The sequence below is a fragment of the Hymenobacter sp. UYAg731 genome, from assembly GCF_054061335.1.
In genome coordinates, this window is record NZ_JBSSEC010000004.1 from 726,667 (window position 1) to 743,233 (window position 16,567).

13 protein-coding genes and 1 pseudogene are annotated in these 16,567 nt (G+C 60.0%); 8 read left to right on the forward strand and 6 right to left on the reverse strand.

Annotation, left to right across the window (positions count from 1 at the left end; all coding sequences use genetic code 11):
• Positions 1-124 precede the first annotated feature (124 nt).
• The 3 genes from ACVWYF_RS15190 (at position 125) to ACVWYF_RS15200 (ending at position 3,749) form a co-directional block, all read left to right on the forward strand.
• Positions 125-946, forward strand: coding sequence for an SDR family oxidoreductase (locus tag ACVWYF_RS15190; protein WP_457069460.1), 822 nt, complete (start codon positions 125-127; stop codon positions 944-946).
• 82 nt (positions 947-1,028) lie between these two features.
• Positions 1,029-2,195 carry a mannonate dehydratase gene (uxuA, locus tag ACVWYF_RS15195; protein WP_457069462.1) on the forward strand — a complete coding sequence of 389 codons (1,167 nt, stop codon included), beginning with the start codon at positions 1,029-1,031 and terminating at the stop codon, positions 2,193-2,195.
• Between the two features lie 87 nt (positions 2,196-2,282).
• On the forward strand, positions 2,283-3,749 hold the full coding sequence (locus tag ACVWYF_RS15200) for a hypothetical protein (protein WP_457069464.1): 1,467 nt from the start codon (positions 2,283-2,285) through the stop codon (positions 3,747-3,749).
• A 114-nt stretch (positions 3,750-3,863) separates the two neighbouring features.
• Here the strand turns inward: ACVWYF_RS15200 and ACVWYF_RS15205 are convergent, their stop codons facing one another.
• The 3 genes from ACVWYF_RS15205 to ACVWYF_RS15215 form a co-directional block, all read right to left on the reverse strand.
• Positions 3,864-5,204 (reverse strand): PQQ-dependent sugar dehydrogenase, encoded by a 1,341-nt coding sequence (locus ACVWYF_RS15205; protein ID WP_457069466.1) that lies wholly within the window; start codon positions 5,202-5,204, stop codon positions 3,864-3,866.
• A gap of 93 nt (positions 5,205-5,297) precedes the next feature.
• Positions 5,298-5,699, reverse strand: coding sequence for an NUDIX hydrolase (locus tag ACVWYF_RS15210; RefSeq protein WP_457069468.1), 402 nt, complete (start codon positions 5,697-5,699; stop codon positions 5,298-5,300).
• 94 nt (positions 5,700-5,793) lie between these two features.
• Positions 5,794-6,906 (reverse strand): acyltransferase family protein, encoded by a 1,113-nt coding sequence (locus ACVWYF_RS15215; protein WP_457069470.1) that lies wholly within the window; start codon positions 6,904-6,906, stop codon positions 5,794-5,796.
• A 175-nt stretch (positions 6,907-7,081) separates the two neighbouring features.
• On the opposite strand from ACVWYF_RS15215, the pseudogene ACVWYF_RS15220 reads away from it, so the two are divergent.
• The 5 genes and pseudogenes from ACVWYF_RS15220 to ACVWYF_RS15240 all read left to right on the forward strand — a co-directional run bounded on the left by ACVWYF_RS15220 (position 7,082) and on the right by ACVWYF_RS15240 (position 11,494).
• Positions 7,082-7,840, forward strand: a pseudogene (locus ACVWYF_RS15220) (DUF72 domain-containing protein).
• A 40-nt stretch (positions 7,841-7,880) separates the two neighbouring features.
• On the forward strand, positions 7,881-8,240 hold the full coding sequence (locus ACVWYF_RS15225; protein ID WP_457069472.1) for a winged helix-turn-helix domain-containing protein: 360 nt from the start codon (positions 7,881-7,883) through the stop codon (positions 8,238-8,240).
• 67 nt (positions 8,241-8,307) lie between these two features.
• Positions 8,308-8,655 carry a hypothetical protein gene (locus ACVWYF_RS15230; protein ID WP_457069474.1) on the forward strand — a complete coding sequence of 116 codons (348 nt, stop codon included), beginning with the start codon at positions 8,308-8,310 and terminating at the stop codon, positions 8,653-8,655.
• A 3-nt stretch (positions 8,656-8,658) separates the two neighbouring features.
• Entirely contained in the window at positions 8,659-8,844 is a 186-nt protein-coding gene (locus ACVWYF_RS15235; RefSeq protein WP_457069476.1) for a hypothetical protein, read from the forward strand.
• 28 nt (positions 8,845-8,872) lie between these two features.
• Positions 8,873-11,494, forward strand: coding sequence for a TonB-dependent receptor (locus tag ACVWYF_RS15240; protein WP_457069478.1), 2,622 nt, complete (start codon positions 8,873-8,875; stop codon positions 11,492-11,494).
• 238 nt (positions 11,495-11,732) lie between these two features.
• Here ACVWYF_RS15240 and ACVWYF_RS15245 read toward each other — a convergent pair whose 3' ends face one another.
• The 3 genes from ACVWYF_RS15245 to nuoK form a co-directional block, all read right to left on the reverse strand.
• Entirely contained in the window at positions 11,733-13,328 is a 1,596-nt protein-coding gene (locus ACVWYF_RS15245) for an OmpA family protein (RefSeq protein ID WP_457069480.1), read from the reverse strand.
• Between the two features lie 308 nt (positions 13,329-13,636).
• On the reverse strand, positions 13,637-15,589 hold the full coding sequence (gene nuoL, locus ACVWYF_RS15250; protein ID WP_457069482.1) for an NADH-quinone oxidoreductase subunit L: 1,953 nt from the start codon (positions 15,587-15,589) through the stop codon (positions 13,637-13,639).
• A gap of 93 nt (positions 15,590-15,682) precedes the next feature.
• Entirely contained in the window at positions 15,683-16,027 is a 345-nt protein-coding gene (gene nuoK, locus ACVWYF_RS15255; protein WP_168673615.1) for an NADH-quinone oxidoreductase subunit NuoK, read from the reverse strand.
• Positions 16,028-16,567 lie beyond the last annotated feature (540 nt).

Genomic DNA, 16,567 nt, shown 5'->3' on the forward strand with positions numbered 1-16,567 from the left:
CGTCATGCTGAGCGCAGTCGAAGCATCTCTACTGCGCAAGTGATTAGATCTGTGCAACGGAGCGCTCAGCATGACGACCGGACTGCTTCGGACACCTCCAATTCACTTCTGCCTTAACGAACTTATGCCTTCCCTATCCCAATTCTCCCTCGCCGATAAAGTCGTCATCATCACCGGGGCCACCGGCGTGCTGGGCGCGTCCATGTCGCTGGCTGTGGCGGAGGCCGGGGCCAAAGTGGCTATTCTGGGCCGCAATGCCGAGCGGGCCGAGGCGCGGGCCGCCGCCATCCGGGCGGTGGGCGGCGAAGCGCTGGTGGTGCTGGCCGATGTGCTCGACGTGGCCCAGATGAACGCGGCCTGTGATAAAATCATGAGCACCTGGGGCCGCATCGACGGGCTGGTGAATGCGGCCGGCGGCAACATGCCGGGGGCCACCGTCGGCCCGAGCCAGAATCTGTTCGATGTGGGCATTGAGGACACGCGCCGGGCGGTCGATTTAAACCTGTTCGGTACCGTGATTCCGACCACCGTTTTTGGGCGCGTGATGGCCGACCAGGGCACGGGCTCCATTGTCAATATTTCCTCCATTACGGCCCAACGGCCCCTCACCCGCGTGATGGGTTACACGCTAGCCAAAACCGCCATTGAAGGCTATACCCGCTGGATGGCCACCGAGCTGGGCCTGCGCTACGGCGGCGGCATTCGCATGAATGCCATCGCGCCGGGGGTGTTCCTCACCGAGCAAAACCGCGCCCTGCTCATCGCCGCCGACGGCTCGCACACTGAGCGCGCCCGCAAGTTTATCGACCACACGCCCTTCCAGCGCTTCGGTGAGCCGGAGGAATTGACGGGCACGCTGATTTACCTGCTCAGCAACGCCTCACGGTTTGTGAACGGCGAAATGGTGGTGGTGGATGGCGGCTTCAACGCCTACAGCGGCGTATGATTTTGTTGTTTACTAACGAATAAAAAAGCCCGTCACGCTGAGCGCAGCCGAAGCATGACGTTAAACAGATAACTGGAAAACAATGCCCATCATCCAAAGCTGGCGCTGGTACGGCCCGAACGACCCCGTGCGCCTCGCCGACATCCGCCAGGCCGGCGCTACCGACGTGGTTTCGGCCCTCCATCACATCCCCAACGGCGAGGTCTGGACCCAGGCCGAAATCAAAAAGCGCCAGGAAATCATCCGTGCTGCCGGCCTGACGTGGAGCGTAGTGGAAAGCGTGCCCGTGCATGAAAACATTAAAACCCGCACTGGCGATTTCCAGCACTACATCATCAATTATCAGGAGTCGCTGCGCAACCTTGCGGCTTGCGGCATCTACACGGTGACGTATAATTTCATGCCCGTGCTGGACTGGACGCGCACTGACCTGGCCTACGAAGTAGCCGACGGCTCCAAAGCCCTGCGCTTCGAAAAAGCTGCTTTTGTGGCTTTTGACACGCTGCTACTCAAGCGCCGGAATGCCGCCCAGGACTATACGGCTGAGGAATTAGCCCGGGCCGAAACCCGCTTCGCCGCAATGAGCGCCGAGGAGAAGCAGGGGCTCCAGCGCAACATCATCGCCGGCCTGCCGGGCAGCGAGGAGAGCTTCACGCTGGAGAAATTCCAGCGGGCGCTGGATGCGTACGATGGTATCGACGCGGCGAAATTGCGCGAGCATCTGGTTCTGTTTCTGAAGGAGATTGTGCCAGTGGCCGAGCGCGTGGGCATCAACCTTGCCATTCATCCCGACGACCCACCCTACCCCATTCTGGGCCTCCCGCGCGTGGTAAGCACCGCCGAGGACGTGGCCGCGCTGGCCACGGCCGTGCCTTCACTCAGCAACGGCCTGTGCTTCTGCACCGGCTCCTTCGGGGTGCGGGCCGATAACGACCTACCGGCCATGGTGCGCCGGTTTGCCGACCGCATCCACTTCATTCACCTGCGCAGCACCCAGCGCGACGCGGAAGGCAATTTCTACGAAGCCAACCACCTCGAAGGCGACGTGGACATGTACGCCGTGATGCGCGAGCTGGTGCTGGCCATGCGGCAGCGCAAAACCAACCTGCCCATGCGCCCCGACCACGGCCACCAGATGCTCGACGACCTACCTAAGCAAACCAACCCCGGCTACTCGGCAATAGGCCGCCTGCGCGGGCTGGCCGAATTGCGCGGCCTGGAAATGGGCATCACGCGCGGCCTGGCATAGGGCTTGGGGGTTTCCCGGCCCGGGCTGCCGTAATTTGGCCGGTCTGGGCCGCAGTGGCCGGGCACCTTCTACCCCAACTTGCGCCGTATGCTGAAGCGAAACTGGCATTATCTCCTGCTCCTTTTTCTGATTGGCGATTTAGCGTATTCCGGCTGGCAGTATTTTCAGTTTCCCCTCGATGGCGACCTGGCGGCCATCGTGGCACCGGGCCAGGCCTACAGCATCGTGCTGCACGACCCGTTCGGACTGCGGGCACTGCTGGGGCACGAAATCTACCCGGCCCCCAATCGGTTTTTCGCGCACCTGTTTCTGCATGAATACTTCCGGCACGTCCCCCGGCTGCTGCAAGGCGCGCTGAGCCCCCTCGACAGCGTGTACGCGGCGTGCGCCCTGCTGAAACTGGCCGTACACACGCTGCTAGTGTACGTGCTGGCCGTAGCCATCAGCAATTCGCGCAACGTGCTGGGCCGGAAATTTCTACTGGCGGCGGTGCTCATTACCCCGCTGTTGCAGGCCGAGGGCTACGGCGGCCAGATGGGCGTCATCGACTGGTCGGTGACGTATGCGGCCTTCTACGCGCTGCCCATGAGCCTGCTGCTGCTGTTTTTTCTGCCGTTTTTGCGGGCGGCGCTGCACGACATCCCGCTCCGCTTGTCGGCGCTGGAATACCTTGGGTTGCTGGGGCTGGTAGTGCTGCTGGCCCTGAATGGGCCGATTATTCCGGCCGTGGTGCTGCTGGTGTGCCCCACGGCGCTACTGCTGGCCTGGCGCGGGCATTTTGCCCCGCTGGCCAATAGCCTGGGCTGGTTCCGGCGGGCCACGGTAGCCGTTGGGGCACTGCCCTGGCGCATGCTCAGCCTGTTTGCCCTGTTCAGCGCGCTAAGCCTGTACTCACTCTACATTGGCCGGAACAATTCCGAAAATGAATGGACCAATATCCCGTTGGCCGAGCGCTACGCCCGGCTGCCGTTTGGTGCCTACGATGCGCTTACGGGCAAGCTGGGCCTGCCGCTGCTGCTCATTATGCTGCTGGTGAATACCTGGCTGATAGCCCGTTCCGTACGCACACCAATGGGAGCCAAAGCCCAGCAGGCCCTGCAATGGCTGGGCGTGTTTGCGCTGGTGTACATGCTGCTGCTACCGCTGGGCGGCTACCGCGCCTACCGGGAAAACGTTATCCGGCGCGACAGCATTCTGCCCATTCTGCTGGGTATGATTGGCTGCTTTGCTCTATCGAGCTATTACCTGCTCACGCACCTGCCGGCCGTGGCCCGGCGGCGCTACGCGGCGGCCATGGCGGTTTTCGGGGCCATTTTCACGGTAGCCGACAAGCCCCGCGCCCGCGACTTCAACACCTGCGAACGGCAGCTTTTCGCTATCCTGGCCCAGTCTACCGCACCGGTGGTCCTGCTGCCTTCCGGCTGCACCCTCATGAGCTGGGAACCGCTCACCGACTACCATAATTCGGACGTCAATACCGCGATGATGCACTATTGGGGCATCATCAAAACGCCCCGGCTCTACTATCAGCAGCCCTTGCCGGCCGGAAAATGATAGTGCTGGACAACTAAATCTTGTTCAGAAAGAAGGGCGTAGCGACTTCCTGAATAGCTTTAATTACAAACCCAAAGAACCTGCGGACGAGCTAAGGCACTTGGGCAACCGCAGCTACTTAGCCGCGCTCACGCGCCAGATTTTATCGGCGGCGTCATCGGCCACCAGCAGCGAGCCGTCGGGCAGCGTGGTTACGCCCACGGGGCGGCCGTAGGCGTTTTCCGAGTCGCCGCCGGCCAGGAAACCGGTGAGGAAATCCTCTGGTTTGCCGGGCTGGCCGTTGGCGAAGGGCACGAACACCACCTTGTAGCCCGAAAATTGTGTCCGGTTCCAGGAGCCATGCTCGCCGATGAAAGCGCCGTTGCGGTACCGGGCGGGGAAGGCGTCCTTGTTGTAAAATGTAAGGCCGAGCGCGGCTACGTGCGCTCCGAGCGCCACGTCGGGCACCCGGGCTTTTTTAACCAGGTCGGGCCGCTCGTTTTTGCGGCGCGGCTCCTCATTCTGACCAAAATACGAGTAGGGCCAGCCATAGAAGCCGCCCTCCTGTATGCTGGTGAAATAATCGGGCACCAACTCATCGCCCAGCTCGTCGCGCTCGTTCACCACGGCCCAGAGCTTGCCGGTGCCGGGCTGCCATTGCAGGCCGATGGGGTTGCGCAGGCCGCTGGCAAATATTTTCTCGCCCGTACCGTCGGGGTTAAACTGGAGGATGTTGGCGCGGCGCACTTCCTCGTCAGCCCCATGTTCCTGCACGTTGCTGCCCGAACCCACCGTCACGTAGATTTTGGAGCCGTCGGGCGCGGCCAGCAGGTTGCGGGTCCAGTGGTTGTTGTAGCCGCCCTTGGGCAAGTCGAGAATGCGCTGGCCCGAGCCCGTGATTTTGGTAGTGCCCGGCGGGTAGGGGTAGCGCAGCACGCCGTCGGTATTGGCCACGTAGAAATTATTGCCCATAATGAGCATGCCAAACGGCTGGCTGAGGCCCGCGAGGAAGGTGGTGCGCAGGTCGGGGGTGCCGTCGTGGTTCGTGTCGCGCAGTAGGGTGATACGGTTGGCGCTGTGGTCGCGTAGCGAGCGGGACCTGTCCAATTTAAGCTCAGCGGCCACCTTTTGGGTCATGCCGGCGGGGATGGTGCTGGCTTCGGCCACCAGCACGTCGCCGTTGGGGGCCACGTACAGCCAGCGCGGGCTGTCCAGCTTCCCGGCATATTCCCTTACCGTGAAGCCGGCGGGGGCCACGGGCGTTTTGCCGGCGGGCCAGGGCTGGATGTGTACCCGGTTGGTGACGGATTTGGTGGCGTAGGGCGCGGGCAGATGCACCGACCCGGCCACGGGCGTGGTCACGGTCTGGGCCGGCGTGCTGGCAGCGGCTTCCTGCTTTTCCTGGTTGCTGGGGCCACCGCAGGTGGCCAGCAGGCCCAGGCCGGCCAATAGTAGCGAGGCATTTTTCGATGTCATGATGGGGAGGCAAATAAGCGCGCACGGCCGGTTGGCACCGCACCGGGGCAGTCATTCTTTACTTCCGGCCGGCTAATTGGTTACAGGCAATTCTCAGTCAGCCAATAATCCCTGCTCCTTCAGCCAGTCAAAAATCAGCTGGTCCACGGCCGATACCTGGGCGCGGTGACGGTAGGTCAGCCACGTCACCTCGGCAATTTCAGCGGCTGGTTGCAGCGTACCGCTGTAGCGGGCGTAGTAGCAGGCCATGCGGACCAGCACGCCCGCCGGGTGCCCGTGGGCAGGAGCCTCAAACGTGCCGGCATGTGCCAGGCTGGCCGGGTCGAGGGCTACGGTCAGCTCCTCTTCAATTTCGCGCAGCAGGGTCTGGGCATCGGTTTCGCCGGGTTCGCGCTTGCCGCCGGGGAAGTAGTACCGGTCTTTGCCGTGGCTGCGGGTGCTTAGCACCTGGCCGTCGTGCAGGTGCAGCCAGGCTATTTTGTCGATGACGGACATGAAAGCTATTGGGAAATTTGGTTCGCCGATGCAGAGACGCGTCTCAACGCCGTTCTGGCTAGTTTTTGACCGGACTAATGTTGGGTTGCCTGGCTCAGGCCAGCGCGGCTGCGGGCCGGGCCGGCGGGCGCAGCACGCGCCGCAGCCAGTGGTTGAGGGGCTCTTCCACCAGCCGGTACAACACCATGGATACCGCGTACAGCGCCAGCACCGTCAGCACATCGCTCTGCAACCAGGCATGCAGCAAGCGTTGCAGCACGCCCATGTGCAACAGGTAAAACACGTAGGAGCTTTTGCCCAGCAGCAGCAGCGGCCGGCTGCTGAGCAGGCGGCTCAGCCAGGTGTCTTCCCGCGCCAGCCCCCACAGCAGCGGCCCGATACCCAGCAGCGGCAGCAGCACGTTGTTGAGAAACATCCCCGCCGGCTGCATCACCCCGAAGGCCCCGATTGCCGGGCCGTGCAGCAGGCTCAGCCCCGCCAGGCACAAAAGGCAGCTGGCCAGCCCGAACCAAGTGAGAAAGCGTGGAGCCGCGCGCGCGCCCAGCCGCCGCAGCCACCACGCCAGCGCCACCCCCACAAAAAACTCCACCGCCCGGCCCGGGTAGGTGAACTGAAACAGGAAACCAAACGAGCCGAAGAACCCGTGCCACGCCTGCCCCCGGCCCAGCAGCACCAGCCCCGCGCCCAGCAGGCCCAGCCCGAGCGGCAGCGCCCCCAGCCACCGCGCATTGCGCCGGATGAGCCAGAAAGCCAGCGGGGCCGATAAGTAGAACATTTCTTCTACCGTCAGCGACCAGCCCTGCGCGATGCCGGTGTACAGATAATCCTCAAACAGCCCGCGCAGAAAGGTGATATTAAGCAGGTAGCTGTTGAAGCCGCTTGGGTTGCTGGCCGGGCCGGTCTGATGAATGATGAGAAACGTGACCGTAGTCAGCAGAAAATACATCGGGTAGATGCGCGCAAACCGATTGGCGAAATAAGTGCGCAGCGGTACCCGCTCCTGGCCCAGGTAGCGGTAGCCAATCAGGAAGCCGCTCAGCACAAAAAACACCGTGACGCCAACATGCATCTCGGCCACCAGGCTATGCAGCCGCCAGCCCACCCGCGCCGGGTTCATTGGGTTGAAATGGTGGGCCAGCACCAGCGCGGCGGCCACCGCCCGCAGGCCGGTCAGGGCGGGAAAATAATGCTTACCTGCGGCGCTCATAGCGGCCTGCCACAGTTGGCGAAGGGCTGTCGAAAGTACGGTGGCCGGCTGAGGGCGGTGTTTTTTTCATGGGTAGTACTGAGCTGGAACAGGCGTTGGCTGACGGCCACCACCGAAAGGTAGCAAAGGCTCCATTCAGTCGGCCGCGAGGCCGCTGCCGCGCGTAGAATCCGGCATGAGCTTTGTGCCCTTTCTCTCCCTGAATTCTACTGTCTACATCGGCTGCTCCGGCTTTTTCTTCCGCGACTGGAAGGGCATCTTTTATCCCGAAGGCCTGCCGCCACGCAAGTGGTTCGCCTACTATTGCACCCAGTTCAACACGCTGGAGCTGAACGTGACCTTCTACCGAATGTCGGAGCTAAAGGCCTTCGAAACCTGGTACACCCAAAGCCCGCCCGATTTCCGGTTTGCGGTGAAAGCGTCGCGCTAGGTCACCCACTATAAGAAATTCAATGCCGAGGCGTAGCCCATTCTGGCCGACTTCTACGGCACGGTAGCCGAGGGTTTGAAGGAAAAGCTGGGCCCCGTGCTCTTCCAGCTGCCGCCCAAAGCAGCCTACACCGAAGAGCTGCTCCAACGCCTGCTCGATAGCCTTGACCCAGCCTTTCAGAATGTGGTCGAATTTCGCCACCCCAGCTGGTGGAACGGCGAGGTGCAGCGCACGCTCGCGCGGCACCACATTGCCTTCGTGGGCCAGAGCTACCCGCCACCCCTGGAGCTGCCCGACGAGGTGGTGGCTAATACCGACGTCATCTACTACCGCTTTCACGGGGTGCCGGAGCTATATAAATCGCCTTATAGCCCGGCGTTTCTGGCGTGCATCGCCGCCGAAATCAAAGCGGCTAAGAACGTGCGGGAAGTGTACCTGTATTTCAATAATGGCATCGGCGCGGTGGGGGTAGAAAATGCCCGGCAAATGCAACTACTGCTCTAGCAACGCTCCGGCGAGCTTCGATTGCGTGTATACTTGCCCCATGAAGTCCCTCCTGCTGCCCACCCGCTCCTACCGCCTCAACGGCCGCCTCTGGCTCGAAACCGACGACGGCCGCTTCCTCGGCATCGGCCGGCTCGAACTGCTGGAGCGCATTGCCGAGCTAGGTTCCATCTCAAAAGCTGCGCAGGCCATGGGCATGTCCTACAAGCGCGCCTGGGATTTGGTGAGCTCCATGAATGCGCAGGCCGCCATGCCGCTGGTAAGCACCCAAACCGGTGGCTCAAAGGGCGGCGGGGCGGCGGTAACGGAGGCCGGCCAAGCCGCCATTGTGGCGTTTAAAGCCCTGCAAGTCCGGTTTCAGGAATTTATGGCCCTCGAAATAAACCGGCTGCACGAGTAGTTGCGGAGAAACAGATGCGTTATATCTTTGCAAATATAACGAATTTATTGCTCTCCGGCTCGACTCTATGCTCGTCATTTCTACGCCTGTTTCCCGGTATTTCTTGCTATTCTTCACCGCTGCCGCGCTGAGCTGCGGCTGGCCCCTGACCGCTATGGCCCAAACGCCCCCCGCGCTGGCGGGCGTGCAGGTAATCAGTAACAACCTTCCCCAGCCTGCGCTCCTGAGCCCGGCGCAGCTGGCTAAACTCCCGCGCCAGCAAGTGATGCGGCCCGACCACGACGGCAAGAAACGCACCTACTCCGGCGTGTCGCTCTACGCCGCGCTTACCACGGCCGGAACCAAACTTGGCCCCGACCTGCCTCGCAAAGGCATGGCCCATTACGTGCTGGTGAGCGCCGCCGATGGCTACTAGGCCGTGTTCGCCTTAGCCGAGCTGAACCCGGCCTTCGCCCCGCGCCCCGTGCTGCTGGCCGACCGCTGCGATGGCCAACCCTTGCCCGCCACCGCTGGCCCCTACCAAATCATCGTGCCCAACGAGAAGAAGATGGGCCGCTGCGTGCGCCAGGTACAAAGCCTGCGCGTGGTAGCCGCCCAGCCCTAGAACAACCTCGTTATTAATCCTCTTCATCATGACCCTACGCCTACCCAACAGCGCCCGCCCGGCGTTGCTTGCCACCGCTTTGCTGCCGGCCTTAGCCGCCCACGGCCAAGCGCCCGCCACGGCCGACACTACCCGCAAAAAAGTCGATTTGGAGGAAGTGGTGGTATCCGCTTCCAAAGTCGAGGAGAGCTTTTTGCAGTCGCCGGTGACGGTGGAGAAGCTCAACGCACGAGCGCTGCGGCTCATGCCCGCGCCGTCGTTTTTCGATGCCATTGAGCACCTCAAGGGCGTTCAGGTGATTACACCCAGCCTGGCTTTCAAGGTGATAAATGCCCGGGGCTTCACCAATACCACCAACGTGCGCTTCGCCCAACTAGTAGATGGCGTGGACAATCAGGCCCCGCACATCGGCGGGCCGATTGGAAACGTGTTGGGGCCGAGCGATTTGGATATTATGTCGGTGGAAATCGTGCCCGGCACGGCCGCCGCGCTCTACGGACTGAATGCCATCAACGGATTGGCCAATTTCCGGACAAAGAATCCCTTCAGCTCCGAAGGGCTGAGCGTGCAGCAAAAAACTGGCGTGAACCACGTCAGCGATGCGAATAGCAGGGCTAAAATCTTCTCCGAAACCAGCCTGCGCTATGCCAAAGTGCTGAGCCCAAAGCTGGCTTTCAAGCTGAGTGGCAGCTACCTGCGCGGCTACGACTGGGTAGCCAACGACCAAACCGACATCAACCCCGCCGGCAACGCCAACACCGGCCTGTTCGGGGCCGAAAACCCGGCCCGCGACCCCGTGAACAGCTATGGCAACGAGTCATCGGACCGCAGTACGCTGAACCTGGGCGGCAAAAACTACCAGGTGGCCCGCACCGGCTATGCCGAACAGGACGTGGTGGACTACCACCTGCGCACCCTCAAGGCCGATGCCGCGCTGCACTACCGCTTCCGGCCCGGCACCGAGTTGGCCTATACCTACCGCGTAGCCAGCTTCGACAACGTGTACCAGCGCTCAAACCGCTTTCAGCTACAAAATTACTGGTTGCAACAGCACGCCCTGAGCCTGACCACGCCCGTGGTGCAGGCCCGCGTCTACTTCACGCAGGAGAATACCGGCCAGAGCTACAACTTACGCTCCGCCGCCGAGAATATTGACCGCGGCTACAAGCCCGATGCCGCCTGGAACCGCGACTACACCACCGCCTGTAACGCGGCCATCCAGGCCGGACAACCCATTGCCCAGGCCCACGCCACGGCCCGCGCCAACGCCGACGCCGGCCGCCCCCAGCCCGGCACAGCAGCCTTCCAAAACAGCCTCAGCGCCGTGCAAGGCATCAATAACTGGGACGTGGGCGCGGCCCTGCGCGTGCGCGCCGACCTGCTCCACGCCGAGGGCCAGGTGAACATTGCCGAGGCCCTGCGCCGCGCCGGCCACCGCCTGCCCGCCGCGCTGGACGTGCTGGCCGGGACCGACCACCGCACCTACATCGTGGTGCCCGACGGCAACTACTTCATCAACCCCGAGAAGGGCAAAGACCCGCTCGGCGACAATCTGACCTATTCTAAAACCGGCGGCTTCGTGCAGGCCGGGGCACGTCTGCTGAACGAGAAAATCCGTCTCACGGCTACGCTGCGGGCCGATAAAAACGACTATTTCGACCTGAAATTTAATCCGCGCTTCACGGCGGTGTATTCGCCCGGGCAGCAGGCCAACTTCCGCGTGAGCTACCAGAGCGGCTACCGGTTTCCGAGCTTGTTCGAGGGTTTCAGCAACGTGAACAGCGGGCAGGTGAAGCGCATCGGCGGGCTGCGGGTGATGTCGGATGGCGTGTTTGAAAACAGCTATCTGCGCACCAGTATTGATGCCTTTGGGGCCGCCAACACGGCCTACATCAATGCCAATACGCCGGCCAACGCCACAGCCGCCCAGAAGCTGGTCATCCAGAACCAGGCCATTGCCCGGAACCAGGGCTTGCTGGTGAAAAACCCTTACACCTACCTCAAGCCCGAGCACATCAACTCGCTTGAAGTAGGCTACAAAGCCGCGTTGCTGCCCAAAGGCCGTCTGCTGGTCGATGTCGATTTTTACTACAACACCTACCGCGACTTCATTGCCCAGGTAGAAGCCTACGTGCCCAAAACCCTGAATCCGGACTCCACGGCCATCTATTTAAGCGCTAAATCCACCCAGAACCGCTACCGCCTCTGGACCAATGCCCAGAGCAAGGTTTACAACTACGGCGGCTCATTGGGCCTGCGCTACGAGCTGCCTGATGGCTACCTCGCGGGGGCCAATACCACCTACACCCGCCTCGACCGCACCGAAAGCGGCGACGGCCTCGAAGACGGCTTCAACACCCCGCGCTGGGCCTACAACCTGAGCCTGGGCAACGAAAATGCATACAGAAACCTCGGCTTCGGCCTCAACTACCGCTGGCAGCAGGGGTATTATTCCCAAACCTTCCTGGTAAATGGCACCGTGGCCTCCTACCATACCCTCGATGCTCAGCTCAGCTACACCGCGCCCGCACCCAACCTGCGCTTCAAGCTCGGGGCTAGCAACGTGCTCAACAATTATTACGTGTCCTATCTCGGCGGGCCGAGCGTGGGCGGGCTGTATTATCTGTCGGTAACATACTCGGTATTATAGCACGAATGCGATAGGGTGCGGGGCTCAACCGTTACCCTGCTGCATTCCCAATGGATTTCGATTTAGAACTGGCCGGAAACAGTTATAACTCCCCCCTTTCAGTTTAGAGTTGACCAGTTGTAACTGTTCCCGGTCAGTTTCAAATTCAGCCCATGCAGCGGCCATATACCATAAAAAAAGGCCCGCTCTCATCGAGCGGGCCTTTCTTGATTTATCAGCTACTTGTGCTGACGCTTGTCTACTTCTTGCGCTTGACCGGAGCCTTTTTGGCAGGAGCTTTTTTCACTGGAGCCTTGCCGGCGCTGGGCCGACCTGCAGGAGTTTTCTGCAGCTCCGTGATAGTAGGTGCCGGACCATACTTCACCTCGGCCGAGTTAGGCTCGCCGGTGAGGTAGAGGTCGAATTCAACGCGGCGGTTCAAGGCCTGGCCTTTGGCAGTAGCGTTGTCAGCAACCGGCTTGGTCTCGCCGTAGCCTCGCGATTCGATGCGGTCGGCCGGAACGCTCTGGCTTAGCATGTAGGTGCGGGCAGAAGCAGCGCGGTCGTAGGAAAGACGCAGGTTGTAGTCATCAGCGCCTTTGCTATCGGTGTGGCCAGCGATGCTCATCGTGTAGTCGGGGTACTCGGCCATGATAGCGGCCAGGTCCTTCAGGGTCGGGTACGAGCTGGGGAGCAGCACGGCCTTGTTGAATTCGAAGTTGATGAACTTCGTAGCCTCCTGCAGGCGCTTCTTGGTTTCAGCCTTAATCTCGGGGCAGCCTTTGTTGCTGGCGGGGCCGGCACGGTCGGGGCAACGGTCCTGGTAGTCGGGAACGCCATCACCATCACGGTCAAGCGGGCAGCCATTGGCATCCACTTTCACGCCAGCCGGGGTACCGGGGCACTTGTCGCTCAAATCGGTCACGCCGTCGCCATCAGCATCGGGGCAGCCTTGCAGGGCGGCAATACCGGCCACGTCAGGGCATTTGTCGTCAGCATCAGTGATGCCGTCACCGTCACGGTCGGGGCAGCCTTGCAGAGCGGCCACGCCTTTCACGTCGGGGCACTTATCCTGGTAATCCGGAACGCCGTCACCGTCTTTGTCGAGCGGGCAGCCGTTGGGGTCAACCGCTACGCCGGCCGGGGTGCCGGGGCACTTGTCCTTTTTATCCGATACGCCGTCTTTGTCCTCATCCTTCATTTTGCCTAGCGCCACCGTGATACCGGCCTGGTGCAGCAGGAACCGGTCGTACAGCTTATCGCTGGGGCTGCTGAGGTGGTCAATCCGCTCGGTGAAGGGGTAATGCTGGCTGGTGGTCAGGTCCAGGAAAACGGCGTCGCTGAGCCGCACCCGAATACCGGCCAAGCCGAATACTTCAGGCCGGCGAATCTGGTCGATGCCGAAGCCCGCGCCGCGTACCTGCCCGGAGGTGTTGGCCAAGAACATACCGCCGCCGCCCATCAGGTAGGGCTGGATGCGCGCATCCTCTTTCAAAATCTTGCCGTTGTTGAGCTTGAGCTTCAGGCCCAAGTCCACCATGCCGATGCGGGCATCGAAGTTGGTGCCCGAGAACAGTTCGCTGCTGTACTTATAGGTCTCGTAGTAGCCCAGCAGGGCCACATCGAACGACGGCGACAGGTATCGGGTGATGGTTCCGCCGCCGCCAACAGACAGGTCGTTGCCAGAGCGGTTCCAGAAGTCGGAACCCATGTTGCCGCTGTACTGCAGCAATCCGATGTTGGCACTGAGCGCCGTTTTGCGGTCGGCGGTTTGGGCCTGAACACGCGGAGCGGCCATGCCAAGCACGACTGCTCCCAAGGCGAGGCCACGTAGGAGATTAGGTTTTGAGACCATAAGTTTTAGGTGTGGGGATAGATGCGACATCCGCCGCGAGCCATTCGGCCCATCTTGCATTGGATGTGCTGCTATACCCTTTTCAGCTAAAAAAGTTGCTCCCTTAGCCCCACTGACTTCATTAATTAAAATAAAATAGCACTGCCCATCAGTTGTTTATATTTATAAATATTTGGCTTTATTCTATTGTTAACGGGTTTATACGCTTTATCACCGCTATTTTTCAAGCGGCTACCCCCTATTTTTTACATAAAAAAGCCGCCTGTTTTCACAAGCGGCTTTCCCGATTTTCTAAAGAAAACGGCGGCTTAGAAACGGCCGAAATTTAGCCCCAGAATCAACACGATACCAATAACCATCAGTATCAGATAGGTTTCCACGGCCCCGGTCTGTACGTAGCGCAGCAGCTGGCCACCACCATTCACGGCGCGGCCGAAAACACCCACCACGGGATTGATAACGCCGTTTTCCACGAACTTATACAGGCCCGACGATAGTGCCATGATGGGCCGCGTAAACACGTTGTTGTACAGCTCGTCGATGTAATATTTGTGGTACACTAGGCTTTCGGGGGCCGAGCGCTGGGCCTCATCTTCGGCCGGGCGCTGGGCGCGGGCCACGTACATCAAATAGGCCAAGATGATGCCCAGCAGGCCCGCCGCTACCGAGGCAATCATGAGCATCAACTCCGTGTGCTCATCGGGTTTGGCCGAGAAAACCTCGGGCAGAATACGTTGCGAATAGGTAAAAATCGGGGCCAAATATTCGGCTAGATAATGGTGCCCGCCAGTGAACATGGGCGCACCCATGAAGCCGCCCACGGCCGCCAGAATGGCCAGCACGATGAGCGGAAACGTCATCGAAGCAGGCGACTCGTGCAGGTGGTGCTTCTGTTCCTCGGTGCCCCGGAACTCGCCGAAGAAGGCCAGGAACAGCAGGCGGAACATATAGAACGCCGTGAGGAATGCCGTAAGCAACCCCATGGCCCACAGCACTTTGTTGTGCTCGAAGGCGTGCGCCAGTATTTCATCTTTGGAGAAGAAGCCCGAGAACGGTGGAATGCCCGAAATGGCCAGGCAGCCGATGAGGAAGGTCAGAAAGGTAATGGGCAGCGCCGTGCGCAGGCCACCCATACGGCGCAGGTCCTGCTCGTTGCTCATGGCGTGAATTACGGAGCCGGCCCCAAGGAACATCAGCGCCTTGAAGAAAGCGTGAGTGAGAACATGGAACAGCGCCGTGGAGTAGCCCATCACGCCCAGTGCCAAGAACATATAGCCCAGCTGCGAAACGGTGGAGTAAGCCAGCACTTTTTTGATATCGTTCTGAGCCAGGCCAATGGTGGCGGCAAACAGCGCCGTGGCCGCGCCAATAATAGCCACTACCTGCAGCGTATCGGGCGAGAGGGTGAACAGCACGTTGGCCCGTAGCACCATATAAATACCGGCCGTAACCATGGTAGCGGCGTGAATGAGGGCCGAAACCGGTGTGGGGCCGGCCATGGCATCGGGCAGCCAAGTGTAGAGCGGCAGCTGGGCCGACTTGCCCATCGCGCCCACAAACAGCAGCAGCGTGATGGCCGTGCAAATGCCCACACCATACGTTCCAAACTGGCCAAGCGATGCCTTCTGGAACACCTCGGCGTACTGCACCGAGTTGAAGGTGAGGTAAATCAGGAAGATGCCGAGCAGGAAGCCCAGGTCACCGATACGGTTGATGATGAAGGCTTTCTTGGCGGCGTTGTTGTAGCTGGTGTTCTTGTTCCAGAAGCCGATGAGCAGGTAGGAGCACAAGCCCACGCCTTCCCAACCAATGAAGAGGATGACGAAGTTGGCCCCCATTACCAACAGCAGCATGCTGAAAATGAACAGGTTCAGGAAGCTGAAGAATTTGCCCACGTTCTCGTCGTGGTGCATATAGCCGATGCTGTAAACGTGAATCAGGAAGCCCACGCCCGTCACGAGCAGCAGCATAATCAGGCTGAGCTGGTCAATCTGGTACTGGAAGGGAATTTGCAGCGAGCCCACCGAAATCCAGTCAAACAGCTGCACGGTGTACTGATATTGGAAATTCAAAAACAGCATCACTGAAATCAGGAACGAGCCCAGTACGGTGGCACTGCCGATGAGGCCGGCCACGGTGCCAGAGAGCTTCCTGTTCAGCAGCCCATTCAGCAGAAAGCCCAGAAAGGGCAATAGCGGAATGAGAACGTAGATGAACGTAGCGTAAGGGGCGTTGGCGCCGGGGAGAACGGTTTCTTGCATGTACGTAGGGGCGGGGCTTGTCCCTGCCCGGCTAGCGGAACGATGAAATCAGGATAATAACGGCGCGAACGCCAGGCGGGGCAAGCCCCGCCCCTACCACTTCAACCGGCTCAATAAGTTGACGTCGGTGGTCTGGAAGTTGCGGTAAATCATGACGATGATGCCCAGGCCCACCGAGACTTCGGCGGCGGCCACGGCCATGATGAAGAACACGAAAATCTGGCCGTTGGGGTCGGAGCGGTAGGCCGAAAAGGCCGTCAGCAGAATATTCACGGCGTTGAGCATCAGTTCGACACACATGAAGATGATGATGGCGTTGCGCCGCACCAGCACGCCCGTGACGCCGATGGCAAACAGGGCCGAGGCGAAGAAAACGTAGTACTGGAGCGGAACGGTCCGAATGACTTCGGGGATGGTCTGGGAAACGGTTGGGTCCATACAGGAAGAGCCGGCGAAAGGGCAACGTGCAGCCGGCCGGCCGGCAAAGGTACCCGAAAAACCACCAGTACAAAAACCATAATTCGCGCCCTGCCGCTCCGGGTCGATGCCAAGGGCTTGACCCTGCCCCTGCACTTATTGAAATCAGGGCCGCGCACCGTTTGCGCATGAACCAATAAGGACGACGACGGACTAAAGCGAAATAAACGGATATAAAAATCAATAAAGGGCCAAATCACGAGATTGGTCAAGCATAAATAAATTATATTAAAAATACAATTATCAGTCGAAAGTAATTATTGCATAATATTGCATTAATCAATGATTATGCTAACTCCATTAAAGATAATAAGGCTTTACTTTTCCTGAAAACCAAAGTTGTTTTTTATAACGGATTAATTATGCAAACTTCGTATTGTGTAGAACTATAACCACATTTCTCCAACATCTAACCTCAACCTTTTTACCAAATTATTCACCATTCATTCTTTTCATGAAACCATTCTTACTTGGATTATTATCCATATTTTGGAGTACGTT